At 63.2% G+C, this 19,679-nt stretch carries 22 protein-coding genes; 7 read left to right on the top strand and 15 right to left on the bottom strand.

All coding sequences use genetic code 11. The annotated features are described in order from the left end of the window. Window positions 1-47: 47 nt before the first annotated feature. Both NKH19_RS07595 and NKH19_RS07600 read right to left on the bottom strand, forming a co-directional pair. Window positions 48-665: an MOSC domain-containing protein gene (locus tag NKH19_RS07595; protein ID WP_352865400.1), complete on the bottom strand. Its 618-nt coding sequence runs from the start codon at window positions 663-665 to the stop codon at window positions 48-50. 4 nt (window positions 666-669) lie between these two features. Then, a complete protein-coding gene (locus tag NKH19_RS07600; RefSeq protein ID WP_352865402.1) occupies window positions 670-1,332 on the bottom strand; it encodes a TetR/AcrR family transcriptional regulator in 663 nt (220 codons plus the stop codon). A gap of 102 nt (window positions 1,333-1,434) precedes the next feature. Here NKH19_RS07600 and NKH19_RS07605 point away from each other — a divergent pair, with 102 nt between their 5' ends. The 3 genes from NKH19_RS07605 to NKH19_RS07615 all read left to right on the top strand — a co-directional run bounded on the left by NKH19_RS07605 (window position 1,435) and on the right by NKH19_RS07615 (window position 2,972). Further along, window positions 1,435-1,857 (top strand): hypothetical protein, encoded by a 423-nt coding sequence (locus tag NKH19_RS07605; protein ID WP_352865405.1) that lies wholly within the window; start codon window positions 1,435-1,437, stop codon window positions 1,855-1,857. A 31-nt stretch (window positions 1,858-1,888) separates the two neighbouring features. Continuing rightward, window positions 1,889-2,287 (top strand): VOC family protein, encoded by a 399-nt coding sequence (locus tag NKH19_RS07610; RefSeq protein WP_352865407.1) that lies wholly within the window; start codon window positions 1,889-1,891, stop codon window positions 2,285-2,287. A 118-nt stretch (window positions 2,288-2,405) separates the two neighbouring features. After that, complete coding sequence (locus NKH19_RS07615) at window positions 2,406-2,972, top strand: methyltransferase family protein (RefSeq protein WP_352865410.1); 567 nt, start codon at window positions 2,406-2,408, stop codon at window positions 2,970-2,972. A gap of 10 nt (window positions 2,973-2,982) precedes the next feature. Here the strand turns inward: NKH19_RS07615 and NKH19_RS07620 are convergent, their stop codons facing one another. From NKH19_RS07620 to NKH19_RS07650, 7 genes are all read right to left on the bottom strand, one after another. Continuing rightward, the gene (locus NKH19_RS07620) at window positions 2,983-4,104 is read right to left on the bottom strand and encodes a beta-ketoacyl-ACP synthase III (protein WP_352865412.1); all 1,122 of its coding nucleotides are present in this window, start codon (window positions 4,102-4,104) and stop codon (window positions 2,983-2,985) included. A gap of 108 nt (window positions 4,105-4,212) precedes the next feature. Continuing rightward, a complete protein-coding gene (locus tag NKH19_RS07625) occupies window positions 4,213-4,548 on the bottom strand; it encodes a hypothetical protein (protein ID WP_352865415.1) in 336 nt (111 codons plus the stop codon). Window positions 4,549-4,665: 117 nt separating this feature from the next. Then, the gene (gene tam, locus NKH19_RS07630; RefSeq protein ID WP_352865418.1) at window positions 4,666-5,457 is read right to left on the bottom strand and encodes a trans-aconitate 2-methyltransferase; all 792 of its coding nucleotides are present in this window, start codon (window positions 5,455-5,457) and stop codon (window positions 4,666-4,668) included. Continuing rightward, window positions 5,454-5,720 carry a type II toxin-antitoxin system RelE family toxin gene (locus NKH19_RS07635; protein ID WP_352865421.1) on the bottom strand — a complete coding sequence of 89 codons (267 nt, stop codon included), beginning with the start codon at window positions 5,718-5,720 and terminating at the stop codon, window positions 5,454-5,456. Before NKH19_RS07635 ends, tam begins: the two co-directional genes overlap by 4 nt. Beyond that, entirely contained in the window at window positions 5,717-5,965 is a 249-nt protein-coding gene (locus tag NKH19_RS07640; RefSeq protein WP_352865424.1) for a DUF6290 family protein, read from the bottom strand. Before NKH19_RS07640 ends, NKH19_RS07635 begins: the two co-directional genes overlap by 4 nt. A gap of 60 nt (window positions 5,966-6,025) precedes the next feature. Then, window positions 6,026-7,675 (bottom strand): energy-dependent translational throttle protein EttA, encoded by a 1,650-nt coding sequence (gene ettA, locus NKH19_RS07645; RefSeq protein ID WP_352865427.1) that lies wholly within the window; start codon window positions 7,673-7,675, stop codon window positions 6,026-6,028. 170 nt (window positions 7,676-7,845) lie between these two features. Beyond that, window positions 7,846-8,853 (bottom strand): ribonuclease T2 family protein, encoded by a 1,008-nt coding sequence (locus NKH19_RS07650; RefSeq protein ID WP_352865430.1) that lies wholly within the window; start codon window positions 8,851-8,853, stop codon window positions 7,846-7,848. Window positions 8,854-9,041: 188 nt separating this feature from the next. Between NKH19_RS07650 and NKH19_RS07655 the strand changes: the two genes are divergently transcribed. The 3 genes from NKH19_RS07655 to NKH19_RS07665 all read left to right on the top strand — a co-directional run bounded on the left by NKH19_RS07655 (window position 9,042) and on the right by NKH19_RS07665 (window position 12,893). Next, a complete protein-coding gene (locus NKH19_RS07655) occupies window positions 9,042-9,974 on the top strand; it encodes an alpha/beta fold hydrolase (protein ID WP_352865433.1) in 933 nt (310 codons plus the stop codon). Between the two features lie 100 nt (window positions 9,975-10,074). After that, on the top strand, window positions 10,075-11,250 hold the full coding sequence (locus NKH19_RS07660; protein WP_352865436.1) for a CaiB/BaiF CoA transferase family protein: 1,176 nt from the start codon (window positions 10,075-10,077) through the stop codon (window positions 11,248-11,250). After that, window positions 11,247-12,893, top strand: coding sequence for a thiamine pyrophosphate-binding protein (locus NKH19_RS07665; protein ID WP_352865439.1), 1,647 nt, complete (start codon window positions 11,247-11,249; stop codon window positions 12,891-12,893). The genes NKH19_RS07660 and NKH19_RS07665 overlap by 4 nt, the downstream gene beginning before the upstream one ends. A gap of 39 nt (window positions 12,894-12,932) precedes the next feature. Here the strand turns inward: NKH19_RS07665 and NKH19_RS07670 are convergent, their stop codons facing one another. Together NKH19_RS07670 and NKH19_RS07675 are read right to left on the bottom strand one after the other, a co-directional pair. Beyond that, the gene (locus NKH19_RS07670; protein ID WP_352865441.1) at window positions 12,933-13,373 is read right to left on the bottom strand and encodes a CHRD domain-containing protein; all 441 of its coding nucleotides are present in this window, start codon (window positions 13,371-13,373) and stop codon (window positions 12,933-12,935) included. Window positions 13,374-13,536: 163 nt separating this feature from the next. Beyond that, window positions 13,537-14,820 (bottom strand): cystathionine gamma-synthase family protein, encoded by a 1,284-nt coding sequence (locus NKH19_RS07675; protein ID WP_352865444.1) that lies wholly within the window; start codon window positions 14,818-14,820, stop codon window positions 13,537-13,539. A gap of 122 nt (window positions 14,821-14,942) precedes the next feature. Between NKH19_RS07675 and NKH19_RS07680 the strand changes: the two genes are divergently transcribed. Next, a complete protein-coding gene (locus tag NKH19_RS07680) occupies window positions 14,943-15,401 on the top strand; it encodes an Lrp/AsnC family transcriptional regulator (protein WP_352865446.1) in 459 nt (152 codons plus the stop codon). Window positions 15,402-15,451: 50 nt separating this feature from the next. Here NKH19_RS07680 and NKH19_RS07685 read toward each other — a convergent pair whose 3' ends face one another. From NKH19_RS07685 to NKH19_RS07700, 4 genes are all read right to left on the bottom strand, one after another. Next, complete coding sequence (locus NKH19_RS07685; protein ID WP_352865448.1) at window positions 15,452-16,423, bottom strand: ABC transporter substrate-binding protein; 972 nt, start codon at window positions 16,421-16,423, stop codon at window positions 15,452-15,454. A gap of 40 nt (window positions 16,424-16,463) precedes the next feature. Further along, entirely contained in the window at window positions 16,464-17,618 is a 1,155-nt protein-coding gene (locus NKH19_RS07690; protein WP_352865450.1) for an ABC transporter permease, read from the bottom strand. Beyond that, window positions 17,615-18,493 carry an ABC transporter permease gene (locus NKH19_RS07695; protein WP_352865452.1) on the bottom strand — a complete coding sequence of 293 codons (879 nt, stop codon included), beginning with the start codon at window positions 18,491-18,493 and terminating at the stop codon, window positions 17,615-17,617. The genes NKH19_RS07690 and NKH19_RS07695 overlap by 4 nt, the downstream gene beginning before the upstream one ends. A gap of 270 nt (window positions 18,494-18,763) precedes the next feature. Then, on the bottom strand, window positions 18,764-19,555 hold the full coding sequence (locus NKH19_RS07700; protein ID WP_352865454.1) for an ABC transporter ATP-binding protein: 792 nt from the start codon (window positions 19,553-19,555) through the stop codon (window positions 18,764-18,766). Window positions 19,556-19,679 lie beyond the last annotated feature (124 nt).

Below are 19,679 nucleotides of genomic sequence, written 5' to 3' on the forward strand. Positions count from 1 at the left end.
CTACGCCGCCCCGGCGGCGTAGCCCCTGTCCTTTGGTTGCCGCATAGCTATGCCGAATAGATCCACTGCTCCGGCACGCGCACCGAAATCTCTTCGCCAACGCTGATCGTTCCCGGCTTCTCGACCCAGGCGACGACGCCACGCAGCCGCTTCGCCATCTTCGGGAACAACAACGCGCCGGCTTCAATGTCGGCCATTCCGGTATTTTCGGCTATCGATCGGCCGGCGATACGGCAGGGGCCGTTCTGCGCGTCGACCTTGATCGTCACGCCGCCCTTGAAGAACAGCAGCGTACCGGACGACAGCATGGAGAGGTTCGGCACGCCTTCGATCACCAGATTGGCGCCAATCCATTCCGGCTTGATCTCGGCCAGGCCCATCCGTTCGGCGACGATGGCAAGTTCATCCGCCGCCACGATGGACAATTGCCGTTCGTTGCGCATTTCTGTGCCGCGCGGATACCAGGGTTCGCGCCCGCCCGAACGCCGCGTTTGCCCGGCATGGAAATCGCCCGCTATACCGTCGAAACCCAGCCGCAATTCATCCACCGGGCGCGTCTGAAAATGATCCGATGGCGCCACGTAAAGTGCTGCCGTCTTGGCGACAAGCTTTCGCGCGGGGATGATTTCGGCCGGCTTTTCAGCCTCGGGGAAGAGATTCAGCATGGCTTCATTCCTTGGATAACGCCGCTTGGTTTTGCCCTTCGGCCGGCAAGGCCGCAAGAGCGGTTTGGGCCAAAACGCGCAACTCTTCGACCGAAGCCCCATCCCGCGCCTGGATCGACATGCCGTTCATGACGCCAGCCAGGTATTTGGCGAACCCCTCGACCGACAGGTCCGCCGGCAGGTCGCCCACCGCCCTGCCCCTGGCCAGGCGATCTGCAATCGCCGCTTCACTCGCCTTGCGATAGGTTCTGAGTTCATCGGCAATGGCTTGCGCCTGTGGCGAGGCTGCCAACGCGCCGCTGACGAACAGACAGCCACCAGGCTTGCCGGGCCTGGAATACGCCTCCGCCGCGCCGAGCAGCAACCGCCGGATCGCTTCCCGCGTCGATACCGGCGCGCTCAGCGCTTCCAGCGCAAACCCAATCTCGGTTTCGTGGTAGCGCGTCAGCGCCTTGCGGAACAAGGTCTCCTTGTCGGTGAAGGCGTTGTAGATTTGCGGCGGCGTCAGTCCCATCGCCTCGCGCAGCATGGCCAGCGACGTCGCCTCATAGCCATGCTCCCAGAACAGATGCATCGCCGCATCCAGTGCCCGGTCGGGATCGAATGCGCGCGGCCGGCCGCCACGGGGCTTTTCCGAAGTATTCATAGCGATCGATACGAAACCCATTGACTCGTCTTTTCGATATAACGTACCAATCGATACGAAACATGGCAAGCCGGAAGACATGTCAGTCGGAAAGCCATGGAAACCAGCAAAATGGAGAGCCAAATGCCGATAACCGTGACCGCGCCGGAAGGCATACTGACCCCGACGGGTGAGCGCGAGATCCTGCCGCGTCTCAGCGGCGCCCTCATCGAAGCCTCGGGCGCCACCGGCAATCCGTTCTTCACCGCGATCGTCGGCGGCACGGTCCATGTGCTGCCGCTCCATCGCATCTACGCCGGCGGCGTCAATCGGCCTGTCGTCATGGTCGAGTTGAAGCTGCCGAACATCGGTCTCGGCTCGGTCGAAGCCCGCAAGGACTTTATCATCGCTGCAGCCGCGATTGTCGCCGATCTCTGCGTGCCGGAGCACCAGCCCGAAAACACCTGGATCAACATCGTCAACGCACCCGACGGAGGCTGGGGTATCGGTAGCAGGCAATATTCCGGCGAGGCGCTCATCGCTGCCGCCACCGCCGCCGCGCACTGATCTGTCCGTTGCGATCAACAGGAGTTAACCGATGCGGCTCTCCCCTTCCCTGTTCTTCACCACCAATTGCGAGCCGGCACTGGCCTTCTACGAACAGTGCGGCCTTGGCCGAGGGACGATCCTGCTGCGCTGGGGCGACAACGACATGCCGGTGCGAACCGAAGCGATGCGCGGAAAGGTCCTGCACGCGCGGTTCGAAGGTGCGGGAGTGTTGTTTCACGCTTCCGATAATGACGATGCGGAGCCGATGAAGGGCTCCGCCATGATGCTGGAGTTCGACGACCTGGCCGCCATGCAGGAGCTTTTCGGCCGAATGAGTTCGGGCGGCCGGATCACCGTCCCTCTGGCGAGGCAATATTGGGGAACCAGCTTCGGCATGCTGGTCGACGCCTTCGGCGTGCAGTGGATGTTTGGCTGTCCCAATGAATGAGGTCCGTTGCGGGTCACGATCTTCCTGCCTGAAATGGAACCACTCCCAGACAGCGCCGCATTGCTGCCGCGCTATGCCGGCTAGATGATGCCTTCGAACCAAGTCCGCGGAGGGTCTCATGCGTCCCGGGACGGCAATCGCGCTGCTTTGGCTGATCTGGGTGGTGTCGTGGGCCGCTGCCGCCTTCTGGGCCGACAAAGCCGAGAAGCGCGCCGGCTTCCGGGCCGAGGCGCCTTACCGCGTGGCTCTGATGATCGGCACCATCCTGCTCTTCATTCCGGCGCATAACTATGTCGGCCGGCTTCGCCTGTGGTTCCCCAACCTTGCCGAAGCCTGGATTTGCGTCGCACTGATTGCCGTCGGCTTCGCCTTCTGCTGGTGGGCGCGCCTGCATCTCGGCCGCTTGTGGTCGGGCACTGTCACCGCCAAGGTCGGGCACCGTGTCGTCGACACCGGCCCGTACGGCCTCGTCCGCCATCCGATCTACACAGGACTGCTTTTGGCCATCCTTGCCACCATGGCGGCGAAAGGCACTGTCTGGGGTGTTGCCGGGGCCATCCTGCTGACCATCGGCATCGTCATGAAGGCAAAGCTCGAGGAACGCTTCCTGCGCGGCGAGTTGGGCAGTGCCTATGACGACTACGCCAGGCGAGTGCCGATGCTGGTGCCGTTCGCGCCAGCCTGACGCGACAAGCTCAAAGCATCCTCAGCAGCGCGCCGCCAATCGAATACCCCGCGCCAAAGGCGCAGATCAGGCCGAAATCGCCGGGTTTCATGTCGGCATGGTTCTCCGACAGCGCCACGATGGCGCCGGCGCCCGCCGTGTTGCCCAGCCGTTCAAGCACCATCGGCGCGCGGTCGTGATCGACCTCGTGGCCGAATGACAGTTTCAGGATCATGGCGTTCATCCGCGCATTGGCCTGATGCAGCCAGAAGCGCCTGACCGCCTGTGGCGTCAGCCCATGCTCGGCGAGGAATTCCACGATGAACTTCTGCCCGGCGACGGTGACTTCCTTGAACACCTTGTTGCCGACCTGCTTGATCAGATTGCCTTCCAGGTTGATCATGTAGGGATCGTCCTGGGCGGTGCGGGTGTGGTAGCCCAGATTGGTGCGGATGTTGTTCGACATCTGCGTCCAGATGCGCGTGTCGAGCACCTCGAAGCGCCCCGGCCGCTTGTCGCCCTGCGCCAGCCCTTCGACCACCATTGACACCGAGGCGTCGCCGAAGATGAAATGCGTCTGCCGGTCGCGGAAATTGAGATGACCGGTGATAATTTCCGGCGTCGTCACCAGAATGCGCTTGTGCGCGCCCGAGCGCACCAAATTCACCGCCATGTGAAGGGCCGCCGCAGCGGACGAACAGCCAAGCCCCATGTCGAACCCGGCACCCTTGGTGCCCAGCGCCTCCTGCATTTCGACGGCGATCGCCGGATAGGGCCGCTGGTGATGCGAGGCCGAGCAGATCACCAGGTCAATGTCGGATGGTTCTAGGCCAGCATGGTCGAGAGCCTTCTTGGCCGAGGCGATACCGAACTCGGCTTCGAGCGACAGCGCATCGTCGGGCCGTGCCGGAATGCGTGGCGCCATCCGGGTCGGATCGAGAATGCCCTCGCGCTCGATGACATGCCGGGTGCGCACGCCCGAGGCGTGAACGATGAAGTCGCTGTCCGATTTCGGCAGCAGCGGCTCGCCGGTGCCCAGACGGCGCGCATTCTCCATGTCGACCCAGGCATTGAAGCTGGCGACCAGTTCTTCATTGGTGATCTTGGCTTCAGGGATTTCTACGCCGATGCCGCTGATGATGACGCGATGCATATATCCAGTCCGTCCCATCCGCAGGCGTTGCGGGCTCCATGTGGGCGCCGGAACGCTCCGGCGCAACAGTTTTCTCACCGCGGCGGTTTACGCCGGCTTAAGCCGGACTCACCAGGCGCACAGCTTGGTGCTGGTCTGTGGGTTGTTCCAGCAGGCACCGTCGTCGCGGCTGCGCACGAACTGCCCCGGCAGCGGCACATTGCGGCGGCCGAGATTGACATAGCCATAGGCAAAGCCCGGCTCGTCGATCTCCAGGACATAGGTCGGATAGCCCGGCGCCGAGATGCGGAAGCTGCCGGCATCATCGATCGCGCGATAGCTGCACGGAAAATAGCCGTCATCGCTGGTGAAGCAGCGCGCCCGCTTGGCCTCGGCCGAGATCGAGAACGCCAGAAGTGCCGCCGCGCACACGCCGCCGCCGAAGAGCATCTTTTTCGGTGTCATCACCCCCGCCACGCGGGCCCAACCTGCCACACGGGCATTTCATCCCATCGGGATGAAATGCGCATGGCGGCGAAACCCCGTCAAGCGGCGGCATTGAGCGTCGTGCAACGTGGATAATCAGGCCCGCTTGGCGACGATGAAGATGCGCGGAAAGCGCAAGAGCACCTTGCCGCTCGCCGTCTTCGGATAGGCCTTGGCGATCTTGGCCGTATAGCTGTCGAGGAACAGCGTCTTCTCGTCCGCATCGAGCGGGTCGACAAAGGGCTTCAAGCCGGTCGATTTCACCCATTCGACGATCGCTTCGGCGTCGGCAAGCGGGTGGTTGTAGATCGTGTGCCAGATGTCCAGCCGATCGCTGAGCGGCGACAGAAGGTCATAATAGAACGACACCGGCGGCAAGGGCGCGCGCACCGCGCCCTTCATCTTGGCGGCAAACGGCATTTCGGCGGCGGTTTCCCGCATCAGGCGGTGCGAGTCCTCGCCCATATTGTCGGGCATCTGGACGGTCAAGGCGCCGCCCGGCGCCAGGAAGCCCATCAGCCGCTGGAACACCGCGGGATGCTCGGGCAGCCACTGGAACACCGCATTGGCGAAGATCACGTCGACCGGCTCAGCCGGCTGCCACTTCGATGCATCGGCCAGATCAAAGGTGACCTCGGGCAGACGCGCCCTCGCCTTCTCGATCATGTCGGGCGACGTGTCGAAGCCGCTCACCCGCGCATCCGGCCAGCGCTCGACCAGCAGCTCGGTCGAATTGCCCGGCCCGCAGCCGATATCGACCACCCGGCGCGGGAAATCCACCGGCACCTGTGCCACGAGATCACGCGCCGGCCGCGTGCGCTCGTCCTCGAATTTCAGATATTGGGCGGCGGACCAATCGGGCTTTTGCGAAACAGCGCTGCTGTTCATCGATAGACCTCGCGACGGTTGCCTATTTCCACGACCAGGACGACAAGGCGGCTATCCCAGAACTGGACGATGATCCGGTGGTCGCCGACGCGAAACCGCCAAGCTTCTTCTTTGGTTGCGGTCAGGCGTTTGGCAAGAACTCTTGGATCGGGATGCGCCGAAACTCGCCCGGCGAGGAATTCGAGGACACGGCGCTGGTCCTTCGTCGAAAGCCGTTCAATATCCTTTTTAGCGCGCGGCGTGAACTCGACACGCCAAGTCATTCAGCGGCAGGCTTCTTGCTACGCTCGTCGCTTTCACGAAGTTCGAGCTGGCGGATCATCTCCTCCAGCGGGATACGAACGCCGTCGTCATTCCTGACCCGTTCCTCGGCAATCCTGGAGTCCTGCCAATCCTCGATGGCCTCGAGAATCGCGTCGACGGCGACCTGATCGGTCGTACGGCCACTGGCCTCGGCCATGTCGGCCAGCAGCTTTTCGGTCTTTTGCGGCAGTTTGACTGTGATCATGGAAAGCTCCGTCAACCCAATTTAGGTCAAACGACGATCTCCCGCAACGGAACTGTTCCTCTACCGCGTCAGCCTCTTGTAGGTCATGCGGTGCGGGTTTACGGCATCGGGCCCAAGCCGGCGGATCTTGTCCTGCTCGTAATCCTCGAAATTGCCCTCGAACCATTCGACATGGCTGTCCCCCTCGAAGGCGAGGATGTGCGTCGCCAGGCGGTCGAGGAACATGCGATCGTGCGAGATGATGACCGCGCAGCCGCCGAAGTTTTCCAGCGCGTCTTCGAGTGCCGCCAGCGTTTCCGTATCGAGATCGTTGGTCGGTTCGTCGAGCAGCAGCACGTTGCCGCCGGTCTTCAGCATCTTGGCCAAGTGCACGCGGTTGCGCTGGCCGCCGGACAGATTGCCGACCTTCTGCTGCTGGTCGCCGCCACGGAAGTTGAACGACGCGCAATAAGCACGCGTGTTGGCCTCGAACTTGCCAAGCTTGACCACTTCGGCGCCGCCGGAAATCTCTTCCCACACGGTCTTTGACGGATCGAGCGCATCGCGGCTCTGGTCGACATAGCCGAGCTTGACCGTCTCGCCGACGCGCACGGAGCCCGCGTCCGGCTTTTCCTGGCCGGTGATCATACGGAACAGCGTCGTCTTGCCGGCGCCGTTCGGGCCGATGACGCCGACGATGCCGCCGGGCGGCAGCTTGAATTCCAGGCCGTCGATCAAGAGCGTGTCGCCAAAGCCCTTCGACAGGCCCTCCGCCTCGATCACCACATTGCCGAGCCGCTCGCCATGCGGAATGACGATCTGCGTATCGCTTGGACGCCGCTTGTCGGCTGCATCCAGCAGATCCTGGAACGCCTGGATACGCGCCTTGGACTTGGTCTGACGCGCCTTCGGGCTCGACTGGATCCACTCGCGCTCGCGGCCGATGGCGCGCTGGCGGGCATCATCCTCGCGGCCTTCCTGCTTGAGGCGCTTGGCCTTGGCTTCGAGGTACTTGGTGTAGTTGCCCTCATAGGGAATGCCGCGACCACGGTCGAGTTCGAGGATCCAGCCGGTGACATTGTCGAGGAAGTAGCGATCGTGGGTGATGATCATCACGGCGCCCGGATAGGCACGCAGGTGCTTTTCCAGCCACGCCGTGGTTTCGGCGTCGAGATGGTTAGTCGGTTCGTCGAGCAGCAGAAGGTCGGGCTGGCGCAGCAAGAGCTGGCAAAGCGCTACCCGGCGGCGCTCGCCGCCCGAAAGCTTGGTGACTTCCGAATCCTTGGGCGGGCAGCCCAGCGCTTCCATCGCCATCTCGACCTGCTGTTCGAGATCCCACAGGTTGAGCCGGTCCATCTCGTCCTGGAGCTTGGCCGACTCGTCGGCCGTCTCGTCGGAATAGTTCATCATCAATTCGTTGTAGCGCTCGATGATGGCGGTCTTGGCGGCGACGCCTTCCATGATGTTTTCGAACACGGTCTTGCTCGGATCGAGCGCCGGCTCCTGCGCCAGGTAGCCGACGGTGGCGCCTTCAGCCAGCCAGGCTTCGCCGTTCCACTCTTTGTCGAGCCCAGCCATGATCTTGAGGATCGTCGACTTGCCCGACCCGTTGGGGCCGAGGATGCCGATCTTGGCGTCCGGATAGAAGGACAGATGGATGTTCTCGAGCACCTTCTTGGTGCCGTAGGCCTTGTTGAGGCCGGCCATGTGATAGATGAACTGGCGTGCCACGCGCGCTTTCCCTGAAAAACTGACTGATCCAGAAAACTGACTGGATTTGTCGAATTGAGTGGAGGTTGGCCGCTATGTAGGCGATGCGGCGGCGAACGGCAATCGCTTTTGCCATATCTGGCCGGTCACGTGGACAAGTGCGCGCTGCCGGTACCGCCCGGAGCCCGCGCTTACTGGAACCCAATCGCATCGACCGTGCCGGTCGGGCAGCCGGCCTTGTTGGTCGGCACCGAAGCCAGCAGCAGATCCTTCAGCGAGCTGTTGGGACCGATCGAGCCAGCAAGGCCGAGTGTCAACTCGCCGATCAGCCGCCGGCCGCTCGACGGATCGATGACGCAGGACACGCGCACGCGGTCCCCTGCTCCCGCGCCGAAGGCAGTGTCGAAGGCGCCGCGGATCTGGTCCGCCGTCAGCTTGCCGCCGATGTTCTTGGCAAAGAGATCGCGGACCGGCGAGCCGTTCACCGCCCGCATCAGACTAAGCGCGTCGGAGAAGTATTCCTGCTGGCTCTTGCCGTAGCAGGTGCCGTGCTTGATCCACTCATGCCGTTCGAGCTTCGAAGCTGTCCCCGGCATCACCTTGTCGAGTTCCGTGCGTGTGCCCGCGTCCAGATTGACCGGCGGCAGGTCCTTCCAGTGAGCCGGATTGTCGTTGGCCTTATCGCCCGCCGTCGCCTGGCAATAGAAATTGCCGTTCGGCTGCGGCCACAGGCCGTGCAAGGTGAAATGCGTCGCGTCGAAGTCGTTGGCACTCTGCGCCTTGCATTCGGTCTTGTTCGACTTGGTTTCGCAAAAGGCCGGCTGCCAGCTCAGCGCGAACACGTATTCGGGTTTTCCCGATGCCGCCGGCTTGCCTTGCCCACCCGGTGCGGCCGGCACCGTCACCGCGCTGCTCCCGGAGACATGGCCGCAGGTGACCTTCACCCAGCGGCGCTCCGGATCGGCGCCCGGCACCAGGATCAGATAATGCGTCGGCGCCTCCTTATTGCCGGCAAGCAGCTGGTAGCTCTGTCCGGCATCAGTCGAGACATTGCCGGGGTTCTTGCCGTTCTTGATGGCTTGCGTCGCCGGACAGGCCGCGTCGGCGACAAAGGAGCCGCTCATCTTGACGTCGGCACGCGCCGCCCCGGCCAGCGACGCCGCCAACGTGGCCAATCCGAAAACGACAGCAATGCGCATGGAAAATCCCCGGCTGAAGAAGTGGGCGACAGACTGAAGCTGTCTCCATGTCAGAATTGCGATATTTTGCTGGCCAAACGCAAGAAACATGGTCTGCGAAAGCAGGCAGGGCGGATTGACGCACAACCGGCACCGGCGCAAACAAAGCCGGCGCCACGGTGGTGGCCAGAGCCTGGAGACCGAGCGGCATGTCATTCAGCCAGCAGCGCGTGGTTGCCTCGCCGACCGGGGCCGACCTCAATCTTTTCGTCAGGCAGGCCGATGGCCGGGCACGTGCCGTCGTCCAGATCAATCACGGGCTAGCCGAGCACGCCGCGCGCTATGCCCGCTTCGCCGATTTCCTCGGGGCACGCGGCTTCCACGTCTATGTCCACGATCATCGTGGCCACGGTGCGACCAAGGCCCCCGATGCCCCGCTCGGCAGGTTCGCGGGCAAGGACGGTCCGGCCAAGGTGATCGCCGACGTCGACGCCATTCACGATGTCATCGCCAGCGAACAGCCGAACCGGCCGGTCATCCTGTTTGGTCATTCGATGGGTGCGTCCGTGGCGCTGAACTACCTGCTGCGCCACTCGTCGCGCGTTCATGCCGCCGCGATCTGGAACGGCAATTTCTCAGCTGGCCTGCTCGGCCAGCTGGCGCTCGGCATCCTTGCCTGGGAACGGTTCCGGCTGGGCTCGGATGTTCCGTCCCGGCTGTTGCCGAAACTCACCTTCCAGGCCTGGGGCAAGGCGGTGCCCAACCACCGCACATTGTTCGACTGGCTGTCGCGCGACGAAGCGGAAGTGGCGAAATACATCGCCGATCCCCTGTGCGGCTGGGATGCCTCGGTGTCGATGTGGCGCGACGTCGTCGGCATGGCGCTGAATGGCGGCAGGGATGCCGGCTTTGCCGGTATCCGGCGCGATCTCCGCATCGGCATCGTCGGTGGCGAGAAGGATCCCGCATCGGACTACGGCAAAGGGATCACCCATCTTGCCGATCGCATGCGCGGAATGGGTTTTTCGAATCTCGTTTCAAAGGTTTACGCCGACACCCGCCACGAAAGCCTGAACGAGGTGAATCGCGACATCATCATGAACGATTTTGCGACTTGGGCCGACGGCGTGCTGAAGGGTTGAAGGGATTGGCCTATCGCAAGAGCCGTGACAGCCATTGCAGGGCTTGGTAGAGGCTCTGCATTCGCAGCAATCAAGGTGATTGCAGCAACCACGGTGATTTATGGCCGAACCCCCGCTGAAAGGCGTCCGCGTCGTTGAACTCGCCCGCATCCTTGCCGGGCCTTGGGCCGGGCAATTGCTTGCCGATCTTGGCGCCGATGTCATCAAGGTGGAAAGCCCCGATGGTGGCGATGACACCCGCAAATGGGGCCCGCCCTTCGTCATGGGCAAGGACGGCGAGAACCTGTCGGCCGCTTACTACCATTCCTGTAATCGCGGCAAGCGCTCCATCGCCATCGACTTCTCGACGCCGGAGGGCGCTGAGACCGTGCGCAGGCTGGTCGCGACTTCGGATGTGCTGATCGAAAACTTCAAGCTCGGCGGCCTGAAGAAGTACGGCCTCGACTATGACAGCCTACGCAAGATCAACCCGCGCCTCGTCTATTGCTCGATCACCGGCTTTGGCCAGGACGGACCTTACGCCCCACGCGCCGGCTACGACTTCATTATCCAGGCCATGGCCGGCATGATGTCGATCACCGGCGAGGTCGGCCGCGAGCCGCAAAAAGCCGGCGTCGCCATCTCGGACATCTTCACCGGCCTTTATTCGGTCATCGCCATCCAGGCGGCACTGCGCCATGCCGAACGGACCGGCGAAGGCCAGCATATCGACATGTCGCTTTTCGACACCCAGATCTCGGCGCTCGGCAACCAGAATTTGAATTATCTCGTCTCCGGCAAGTCACCGGTGCAGATGGGCAATGCGCATATGAACATCGCCCCTTACGAAGTGGTGCCGGTCAGGGATGGCCACATCATCCTGGCGGTCGGCAATGACGGCCAGTTCGCCAAATTCTGCGCTGCCGTCGGGCTGGACGATCTACCTGCAAATCCCGACTTCGCCACCAATCCTGCCCGGGTCGCCAACCGGGTCAGGCTGCGCGAACGCATCATCGAGGCGCTGAAGGTTTTTGATCGCGATCCGCTGCTGGCAAGGCTGGAAGCGGCGAGCGTGCCGGCCAGCCCGATCAACACGATCGGCCAGATGTTCGCCGATCCGCAGACAATCGCGCGCGGCATGCGGCTCGACCTCGACGATGGCCACGGCAACCTTCTGCCGTCGGTGCGCGCACCGATGGTCATGTCGGGCACGCCGCTGGTCTATGAGCGCCCCTCGCCGCGCCTGGGCGAGCACACGCAAGAGATCCTTGCCGAACTGGAGAAGTCTGGACAATGAAGACCGGCGGACAACTGATCGTCGATGCGCTCGAAGCCAACGGCACCGACCGCATCTATTGCGTGCCGGGTGAATCCTATCTGGCGGTGCTCGACGCGCTGCACGATTCAGCGATCCGCACCATAGTCTGCCGCCAGGAAGGCGGTGCTGCCATGATGGCCGATTGTCACGGCCGCCTGACCGGCAAACCCGGCATCTGCTTCGTCACCCGCGGCCCCGGCGCCACCAACGCCTCGGCCGGCATCCACATCGCCATGCAGGATTCGATACCCGTCATCCTGTTCATCGGCCAGGTCGCCAGCCACGCCAAGGAGCGCGAGGCCTTCCAGGAAGTCGACTATAAGCGCTTTTTTGGCGATATCGCCAAATGGGTGGTCGAGATCGACGACGCCTCGCGCATCCCCGAATTCGTCACCCGCGCCTTCGCGGTGGCGACATCCGGCCGCCCCGGCCCGGTCGTCATCTCGCTGCCGGAAGACATGCTGACAAGCGTCGTAGAGGCACCCATCGCCTTGCCGCACACGCCGGTCGAAACGCGGGCCGGCGAAGCCGAACTCGACGCGCTGGAGAAATTGTTGGCCAAGGCCAAGCGGCCTTTCGTTATCCTCGGCGGCACGCGCTGGGATGCCGAGGCGGTTGCACAAATGCGCACGATCGCCGAGGCGTGGTCGCTGCCAATCGGCTGCTCCTTCCGCCGCCAGATGCTGTTCGATCATCTGCATCCGAACTATGCCGGCGATGTCGGCATCGGCATCAACCCGAAGCTGGCGACAGCGATCAAGCAGGCCGATCTGGTGCTGCTGATCGGTGGCCGCATGGGCGAAATGCCGTCGTCCGACTACACGCTGCTGAAAAGCCCCTACCCCGACCAGGCGCTGGTCCATGTCCATGCCGACGCCGGCGAACTCGGCCGCGTCTACCGGCCAACACTGGCGATCAACGCTTCGCCCTCCGCCTTCGTCGAGGCTTTCGCCAAGCGCAAGCCGGCCTCGCCGACCTGGGCAGCCGAGACGCCAAAGCTGCATGCCGCCTATCTCGACTGGTCGACGCCGCCGGAAAGCGGCCCCGGCTCGGTCCAGATGGGGCCGATCATGAACTATCTGGAAAAGATGTTGCCCGACGACGCCATCCTCACCAACGGCGCCGGCAATTACGCCACCTGGGTGCATCGTTTCCACCGCTTCCGCCGCTTTGCCACGCAAGGCGCACCGACCTCAGGCTCGATGGGCTATGGCACACCTGCGGCGGTCGCCGCCAAAGAGCTGTTTCCGGACCGCACCGTGGTCGCCTTCGCCGGCGACGGCTGCTTCCTGATGAACGGGCAGGAATTCGCCACCGCCGTGCAATATGACCTGCCGATCGTCGTCGTCGTCGTCAACAACGGCATCTACGGCACCATCCGCATGCATCAGGAGCGCGAATATCCCGGCCGCGTCGTCGCTACTGATTTGAAGAATCCTGACTTCGCGGCATTGGCCCGTGCCTATGGCGGTCACGGCGAAACCGTCGAGAAGACCGCCGAATTCGCCCCGGCCTTCGAGCGTGCCCGTGCCAGCGGCAAGCCGGCGATCGTCGAAATCAGGCTCGACCCCGAGGCAATCACGCCGACCAAGACGATGACCCAGATTCGCGACAAGGCCTGATGAAAAAGGGGCGGTCACCCGCCCCTTTCTCTCGGAATCCTACTTCGCCTTTTCGATCTGGCCGCGGATCTCGCCGTCCTGGTTGGCTGATGTATGGATGTTGACGTAATATTTGCCTGCCTCCAGGTCAGCCGCCTGCGCATCCGTCAACGTTTCAGATCCCCTGATCGGGCTCTTGAGCTTTTTGAATGGGATGACCGGGTCGGCGTTTGCCCCCATCGCCGCCGGGCCGTGAATGTGCGCGCCCGTTGCTGGTCCGCTGAGGCCGGAATATTTGACGTTCCAGTTGAGCTTCTTCTTGGCCGTGTCGAACGTGAAAGTGGCCGTGCCCTTGCCCTTCGTGGTGACGGGCGGGTTTTGCTGGCCGCCGTCGAGCGTCGCCTTGAACTTTTCCGTGGCGGCCAGAGCCGGCGATGCGAACAGGAACGCGGTCGAAATGGCCAGCGCCGAAAGCGCCGGGAAGAAGGATAGGTTGCGCATGAAGAACCTCCGATTGGGATGTCGCATCCGTCGCGCCTCCCGGCGCGCGCATGCGGTAACGCAACGGCTGAGCATCGAAATGTATCCCACCACACGCTTTTGTGATGGCCGATAAGAGAATCCGATCGCTCGCCCTTCCCGGATTCCAGGGCAGGTGACCCCGTCAGACCGCCGCCAGCGCCTGCGTCAGGTCGGCGATCAGATCGTCGGGGTGCTCGACACCGATCGACAGCCTGACCGTGGTCTCCAGCACGCCGATGCGCTGGCGCACGTCGAACGGAATTCCCGAATGGGTCATGGCCGCGGGATGACTGGCCAGCGATTCCGTTCCGCCGAGGCTCACCGCCAGCTTGAATATCTGCAGCCCGTTGAGAAAGGCGAAGGCCGCCTTCTCCCCGCCCCTGATGTCGAAGGAGAAAGTCGAGCCGGCGCCGCTGCATTGTGCCCTGTAGACAAGGCCTGCCGGCGTATCCTCGCCCAGGAACGGCAGATAATGCACCTTCTCGACCTTGGCATGATCGCGCAGGAATTCGGCGACCAGCCGCGCATTGTCGTTGGCCCGCTCCATGCGGATCGACAGCGTCTCCAACGAGCGGCCGAGCATCCAGCAGGAATGCGGGTCAAGCTGCGTGCCGATCGCGCCGCGCAGCGCCTTGATCGGCTTGGTGACCCTCTTGCTGCCCATGGCGGCACCCGCGATCAGGTCGGAGTGGCCACCGACATATTTGGTCAGCGAATAGACGGAGACATCGGCGCCGTGTTCGATCGGCCGCTGGAAAACCGGGCCGAGCAATGTGTTGTCGCAGACGACGATCGGCGTCGACCCTTGGGCCGCGCCGATCTCGTCGGCGATCGTCCGCATCAGCGCGATATCGACCAGGCTGTTGGTCGGATTCGACGGCGTCTCGATCAGGATGACCGACACGCGGCCTTTCGCGACGGCCGCGTCGCTAGCCGCGCGCACAGCCGTCTCGTCGACGCCATCCGCGAAGCCGACAGCGCCGATGCCGAAACCGGAAAGCGTGCGCGTCAGAAGCGTCTCCGTGCCGCCGTAAAGCGGCTGCGAATGCAGGATGACGTCGCCCGGACGGGCATAGGCGAGCAGTGTGGTGGCGATCGCCGACATGCCAGACGAAAACAGGATGCAGGCATCCGTCCCCTCGTAGACCGCCAGCCGGTCCTCGACGATCTCGCTGTTGGGATGGTTGAAGCGCGAATAGACCAGGCCGGACGCCGTGCCGCTCGGCGGCTCCTTGCGCCCGGACGTGTAGTCGAAGAAGTCGCGTCCCTCCTCCGCCGACTTGAACACGAAGGTCGAGGTCAGGAACACCGGCGGCTTGACGGCGCCCTCCGAAAGCTGCGGATCGAAGCCATAGCTCAGCATCAGCGTCTCCGGATGGAGCTTGTGGTTGCCGATATGGGTTTTCGACGGGCGTGGCGCGGTCATGATCTTTCCTGCCTTTCTCGAGGAGTGTCGCGGCAATTTATGCGATCCCGATCGGCCAGTCCTTGCTATTCTTCGGCTCGCATGGCTGCATTCCCGCAACAAATTGCCTGGAGAGACCGAAAGTGCAGCAGAAGATAGCCGATGATTTCGACCGCAGGATCCTGCGTGAGCTGCAGGCGGACGCCCGCATCACCAACAACGAGCTTGCCGAACGGATCGGCTTGTCGCCCTCGCCTTGCCTGCGGCGGGTGCGGCGGCTGGAGGAAACCGGCGTCATCAGGGGCTACACCACGCTGGTCGATCCCTCAGCCTTCGGCTGGAGCATGGTCGCCATCGCCACCATCCGGCTCGGCCGCCAGAACGAGGACGAGATCGTCATGTTCGAGGACGCGATCCGCGGCTGGGAGGAGGTGCTGGAATGCCACCTCGTCACCGGTTCGCGCGACTATGTGCTGAAGGTGGTGACGGGAAGCCTCGAACAGTACGAGCGCTTCATCAAGGAAAAGATCGCGCGGCTGAAATGCGTCGCCTCGATCGAGACCAGCTTCGTCATGAACACCATAAAGGAACGGCGCCTCTGACATTCTTGCCGGAGGCGCCGCTTTCGAGATCGGTGTGTCGCTGACTAGGCTTACTTCACCGCCTTGTCGGTGATGGCGGTGGTGTAGGCGCCGGTCGGCTCCTTGGTGATGATCTTCTGGTCGAGCAGCGCCTTGGCGGTGCGCTCGTAGGTTGCCGGGTCCAGCTTGCCGTCGGCATTGTCGACCAGCTTGGCGACTTCGCTCATCATGCGCTTCTGGTGGTTCTCGTCCTGGCCGCCTGCGTCCATGACGATGCCTGCGGCTTCATCATTGTTGTCGATGGCGTATTTCCAGCCCTTCATCGAGGCGCGCACGAAACGCACCATCTTGTCTTCGAAAGCCGGATCCTTGAGCTTGTCTTCCGACGCATAGAGCCCGTCCTCGAGCAGATCATTGCCCATCGCCGAGTAGTTGAACACGGTCAACTGCTCCGGCTTGTAGCCGGCGTCGATCAACTGCCAGTATTCGTTGTAGGTCATGACCGAGATGCAATCCGCCTGCTTCTGGATCAGCGGCTGCACGTCGAAGCTCTGCTTGAGCACGGTGACACCGTCCGGGCCGCCGTCGGTCTTGAGGCCGAGCTTGTTCATCCAGGCGTAGAACGGATATTCATTGCCGAAGAACCAGACGCCGAGCGTGTGGCCCTTGAAGTCGGCTTCGGTCTTGATCGGTCCGTCCTTCGGGCAGACAAGTTCCATGCCGGCCTTCTTGAACGGCTGGGCGATGTTGACCAGCGGCACGCCCTTTTCGCGGGCGGCCAGCGCACCGCCCATCCAGTCGACGATGACGTCGGCGCCGCCGCCGGCGATCACCTGCTCGGGCGCGATGTCCGGGCCGCCCGGCTTGATCTCGACGTCGAGGCCTTCGGCCTCGTAGAAACCCTTGGCCTTGGCGACATAGTAGCCGGCAAACTGGGCCTGAGTGACCCATTTCAGCTGCAACGTCACCTTGTCGGCGGCCATTGCCTGGAAAGCGGCAAGCGACATCGCGCCGGCCAGAACAGGAATAATCAGTCTTTTCATTTTATTACCCTCTGAAGTTAGTGCCCTTAAACCCACCGCCCTATCCACCACGGACAGAGGGATGCCAAAACGTGACGGCTCTTTCGACAAGAGCGACCACGCCATAAAAGACCGAACCCGCAAGTGCTGCAACTGCGATTTCGGCCCAGACCATGTCGATGTTCATCCGCCCGACCTCGGTCGAGATGCGGAAGCCCATGCCGACGACAGGCGTGCCGAAGAACTCGGCGACGATGGCGCCGATCAGCGCCAGCGTCGAGTTGATCTTCAGCGCGTTGAAGATGAAAGGCGCGGCTGCCGGCAGCCTGAGCTTCAGCAGCGTCTGCCAGTAACCCGACGCATAGGTGCGCATCAGGTCGCGCTCCATATGGCCGGAGGCGGTAAGGCCGGCGACCGTGTTCACCAGCATCGGGAAGAAGGTCATGATGATGACCACCGCCGCCTTGGACTGCCAGTCGAAGCCGAACCACATGACCATGATCGGTGCTACGCCGATGATCGGCAGCGCCGAGACCATGTTGCCGATCGGCAGCAGCCCGCGCCGCAGGAACGGCACGCGGTCGGCGAGCACCGCGGCGATGAAGCCGGCGCTGCTGCCCACGACATAGCCGAAGACAACTGCCTTGAAGATGGTCTGGCGGACATCGGCGCCGAGTACAGGCAGCGAACCGGCGATGCGCACGCCGATGGCGCTAGGCGGCGGCAACAGGATGAAGGGGATGCCCGCGCCTCGCGTCACCGTTTCCCAGATGATCAGGATCCAGGCGCCGAAGATGGCCGGGATGATCAGGCGCAACCCCGTCCGTGCCCAACTGGCTAAAGGACGCAATGACGACAGCACCGCCACGCAGCGCCAGCCAAGCAGCCATGCGGCCGCGAGCAGCAGGAAGTACGGCGCCAGTGCGGTGCCCTCGAAACCTGTAATGCCCGATATCAGCAGCCAGGCGACGAGGTGGGCGCCGACAAACAGCACCACCGCTTCCGCAAGAGGAGGAATCCTGGCCATCGAGATCAGCGCCGCCAGCACCGCCAGGCCGAGCATCAAGCCCTTGGTTCCGAGATAGGGGTAGTCGAAGCTGGCTGTCGGGTCGGCAAGTGCCGCCGCTTCCGGGCTCGACATCGCGCCGAGCGCCACCGCGAACAGGCACAGCACGATGGCCAGTACTGCTTGCCACGAAGGTTTCAGCCAGTTCATGCCGGCCTCCCGCCCATGGCGCGGTCGACGATGCGTCCGGCGATGCCGACGACCATGACCAGAAGTGCCGCCACCACCGAACCGGCGACCAGCGCCGACCAGATGTCGATGGACTGGCTGTAATAGGCGCCTGCCAGAAGCTTGGCGCCGATGCCGGCGACCGCACCGGTCGGCAGTTCGCCGACGATGGCGCCGACCAGGCTCGCCGCCACCGCCACCTTCATCGAGGTGAACAGGAACGGCACCGAGGCCGGCACGCGCAATTTCCAGAAGGTCTGCGCAAGGCTGGCATTGTAGGTGTGCATCAGATCGAGATGCATGATCTCGGGCGAACGCAGCCCTTTCACCATGCCCACGGTCACCGGGAAGAACGACAGATAGGTCGAGATCATCGCCTTCGGGATCAGGCCGGTGATGCCGACCGCCGCCAGCACGACGATGATCATTGGCGCCACCGCCAGGATGGGAATAGTCTGTGAGGCGATGATCCAGGGCATCAGGCTGCGGTCGAGCGTCGCCACATGCACGATGCCGACAGCGATGATGATGCCGAGCGCCGTGCCGAAAGCAAAGCCGAGCAGCGTCGACGACAGCGTCACCCAGGCATTGTAGACGAGGCTGCGACTGGAGGTGACGGGCCGCAGGAAGGTGTTTTCGAAGAAATTCACCGCCACCTGATGCGGTGCCGGCAGTGTCGGCTTCGGCTGCGCCAGCGTCTTGCCGATGAACTCGCTCAAGGTATGTGTTTCACCGGCGCGGCGGTCGAGATCGCGCTGGAACGGCGTGTTGAGGATGACGGCGAAGACATACCAGAGCACGACCACGCCAGCGAGGATCGAGGTCACGGGAATGAGCTTGTCGCGGAAGGTGTCCATTAGCAGGCCTCGCCAGATAGGCGTGCGCTCTGCGTAACGCGAGCGACCCACCACGCGTTCGTCATCCTAGGGCGGAGCAGCCGCAAAGGGGTGTGCGTAGCGGGAACGGCCAACCACGCCTTCGTCATCCTAGGGTCTGCGCTCGCCGCTTCGCGTTGGCTCCGCCCTAGGATGACGAAGGCGCGGGTGGCCACCCCCTCACCCGACCTCCGCTTCGCTCCGGCCACCCTCTCCCCGCTGGGGAGAGGAGGAACCTCGTCCGGCATCCCCTCAATCATCATAACTATGCCCTGCCCGCAGCCCGTCGCGCACCCGCGCCGCGATCGCCAGAAATTCCGGCGTCTCGCGGATGTCGAGCGGCCGTTCTTTCGGCAGCGTCGATTCGATCACATCGCTGACGCGGCCTGGGCGCGGCGACATGACGACGATGCGCGTCGACAGGTAGACGGCTTCGGGAATGGAGTGGGTGACGAAGCAGATGGTCTTGTTGGTCCGTCCCCACAGTTCCAGCAATTGCTCATTGAGGTGGTCGCGCACGATCTCGTCCAGCGCGCCGAACGGCTCGTCCATCAGCAGGAGGTCGGCATCGAAGGCCAGCGCGCGTGCGATCGAGGCGCGCTGCTGCATGCCGCCCGACAATTGCCAGGGATACTTCTTTTCGAACCCCAAGAGGTTGACGAGGTCGAGCGTGCGCTTGATGCGCTGCGCCTGTTCCGCCTTGGACAGGCCCATGATCTCCAGCGGCAGCCCGACATTGCGCTCGATGGTGCGCCAGGCAAACAACGCCGCTGCCTGGAAGACATAGCCATAAGCGCGTTTCTCGCGTGCCTGTTCGGGCGTCATGCCATTGACCGAAATCGTCCCCGAGGTCGGCTTCTCCAGATCGGCGATGACACGCAGCAGCGTGGTCTTGCCGCAGCCAGAAGGCCCGATGAAGGAGACGAATTCTCCCTTGCCGATGGTGAGATCGACATTGGACAGCGCCTGCACCGGCCCGTCATTGGTCTGGAAGGTCAGTCCGAGTTTGCTTGCCGCGACGACGGCTGGCGAGGTCCCTGTCATCGGCTGCCGCCTGCCTGGTCCCGTCCCTGCGGCGCCGGCTGGAATCCGATTGCTTTTATCGCGATGTTGTTTTCCACTCGCCCTGTCCCATTGGTCTTGTCCGCATTCAATCGACGCCCGGAGT

The sequence above is a fragment of the Mesorhizobium sp. M1338 genome, from assembly GCF_040318045.1.
Classification (GTDB): Bacteria; Pseudomonadota; Alphaproteobacteria; order Rhizobiales; family Rhizobiaceae; genus Mesorhizobium.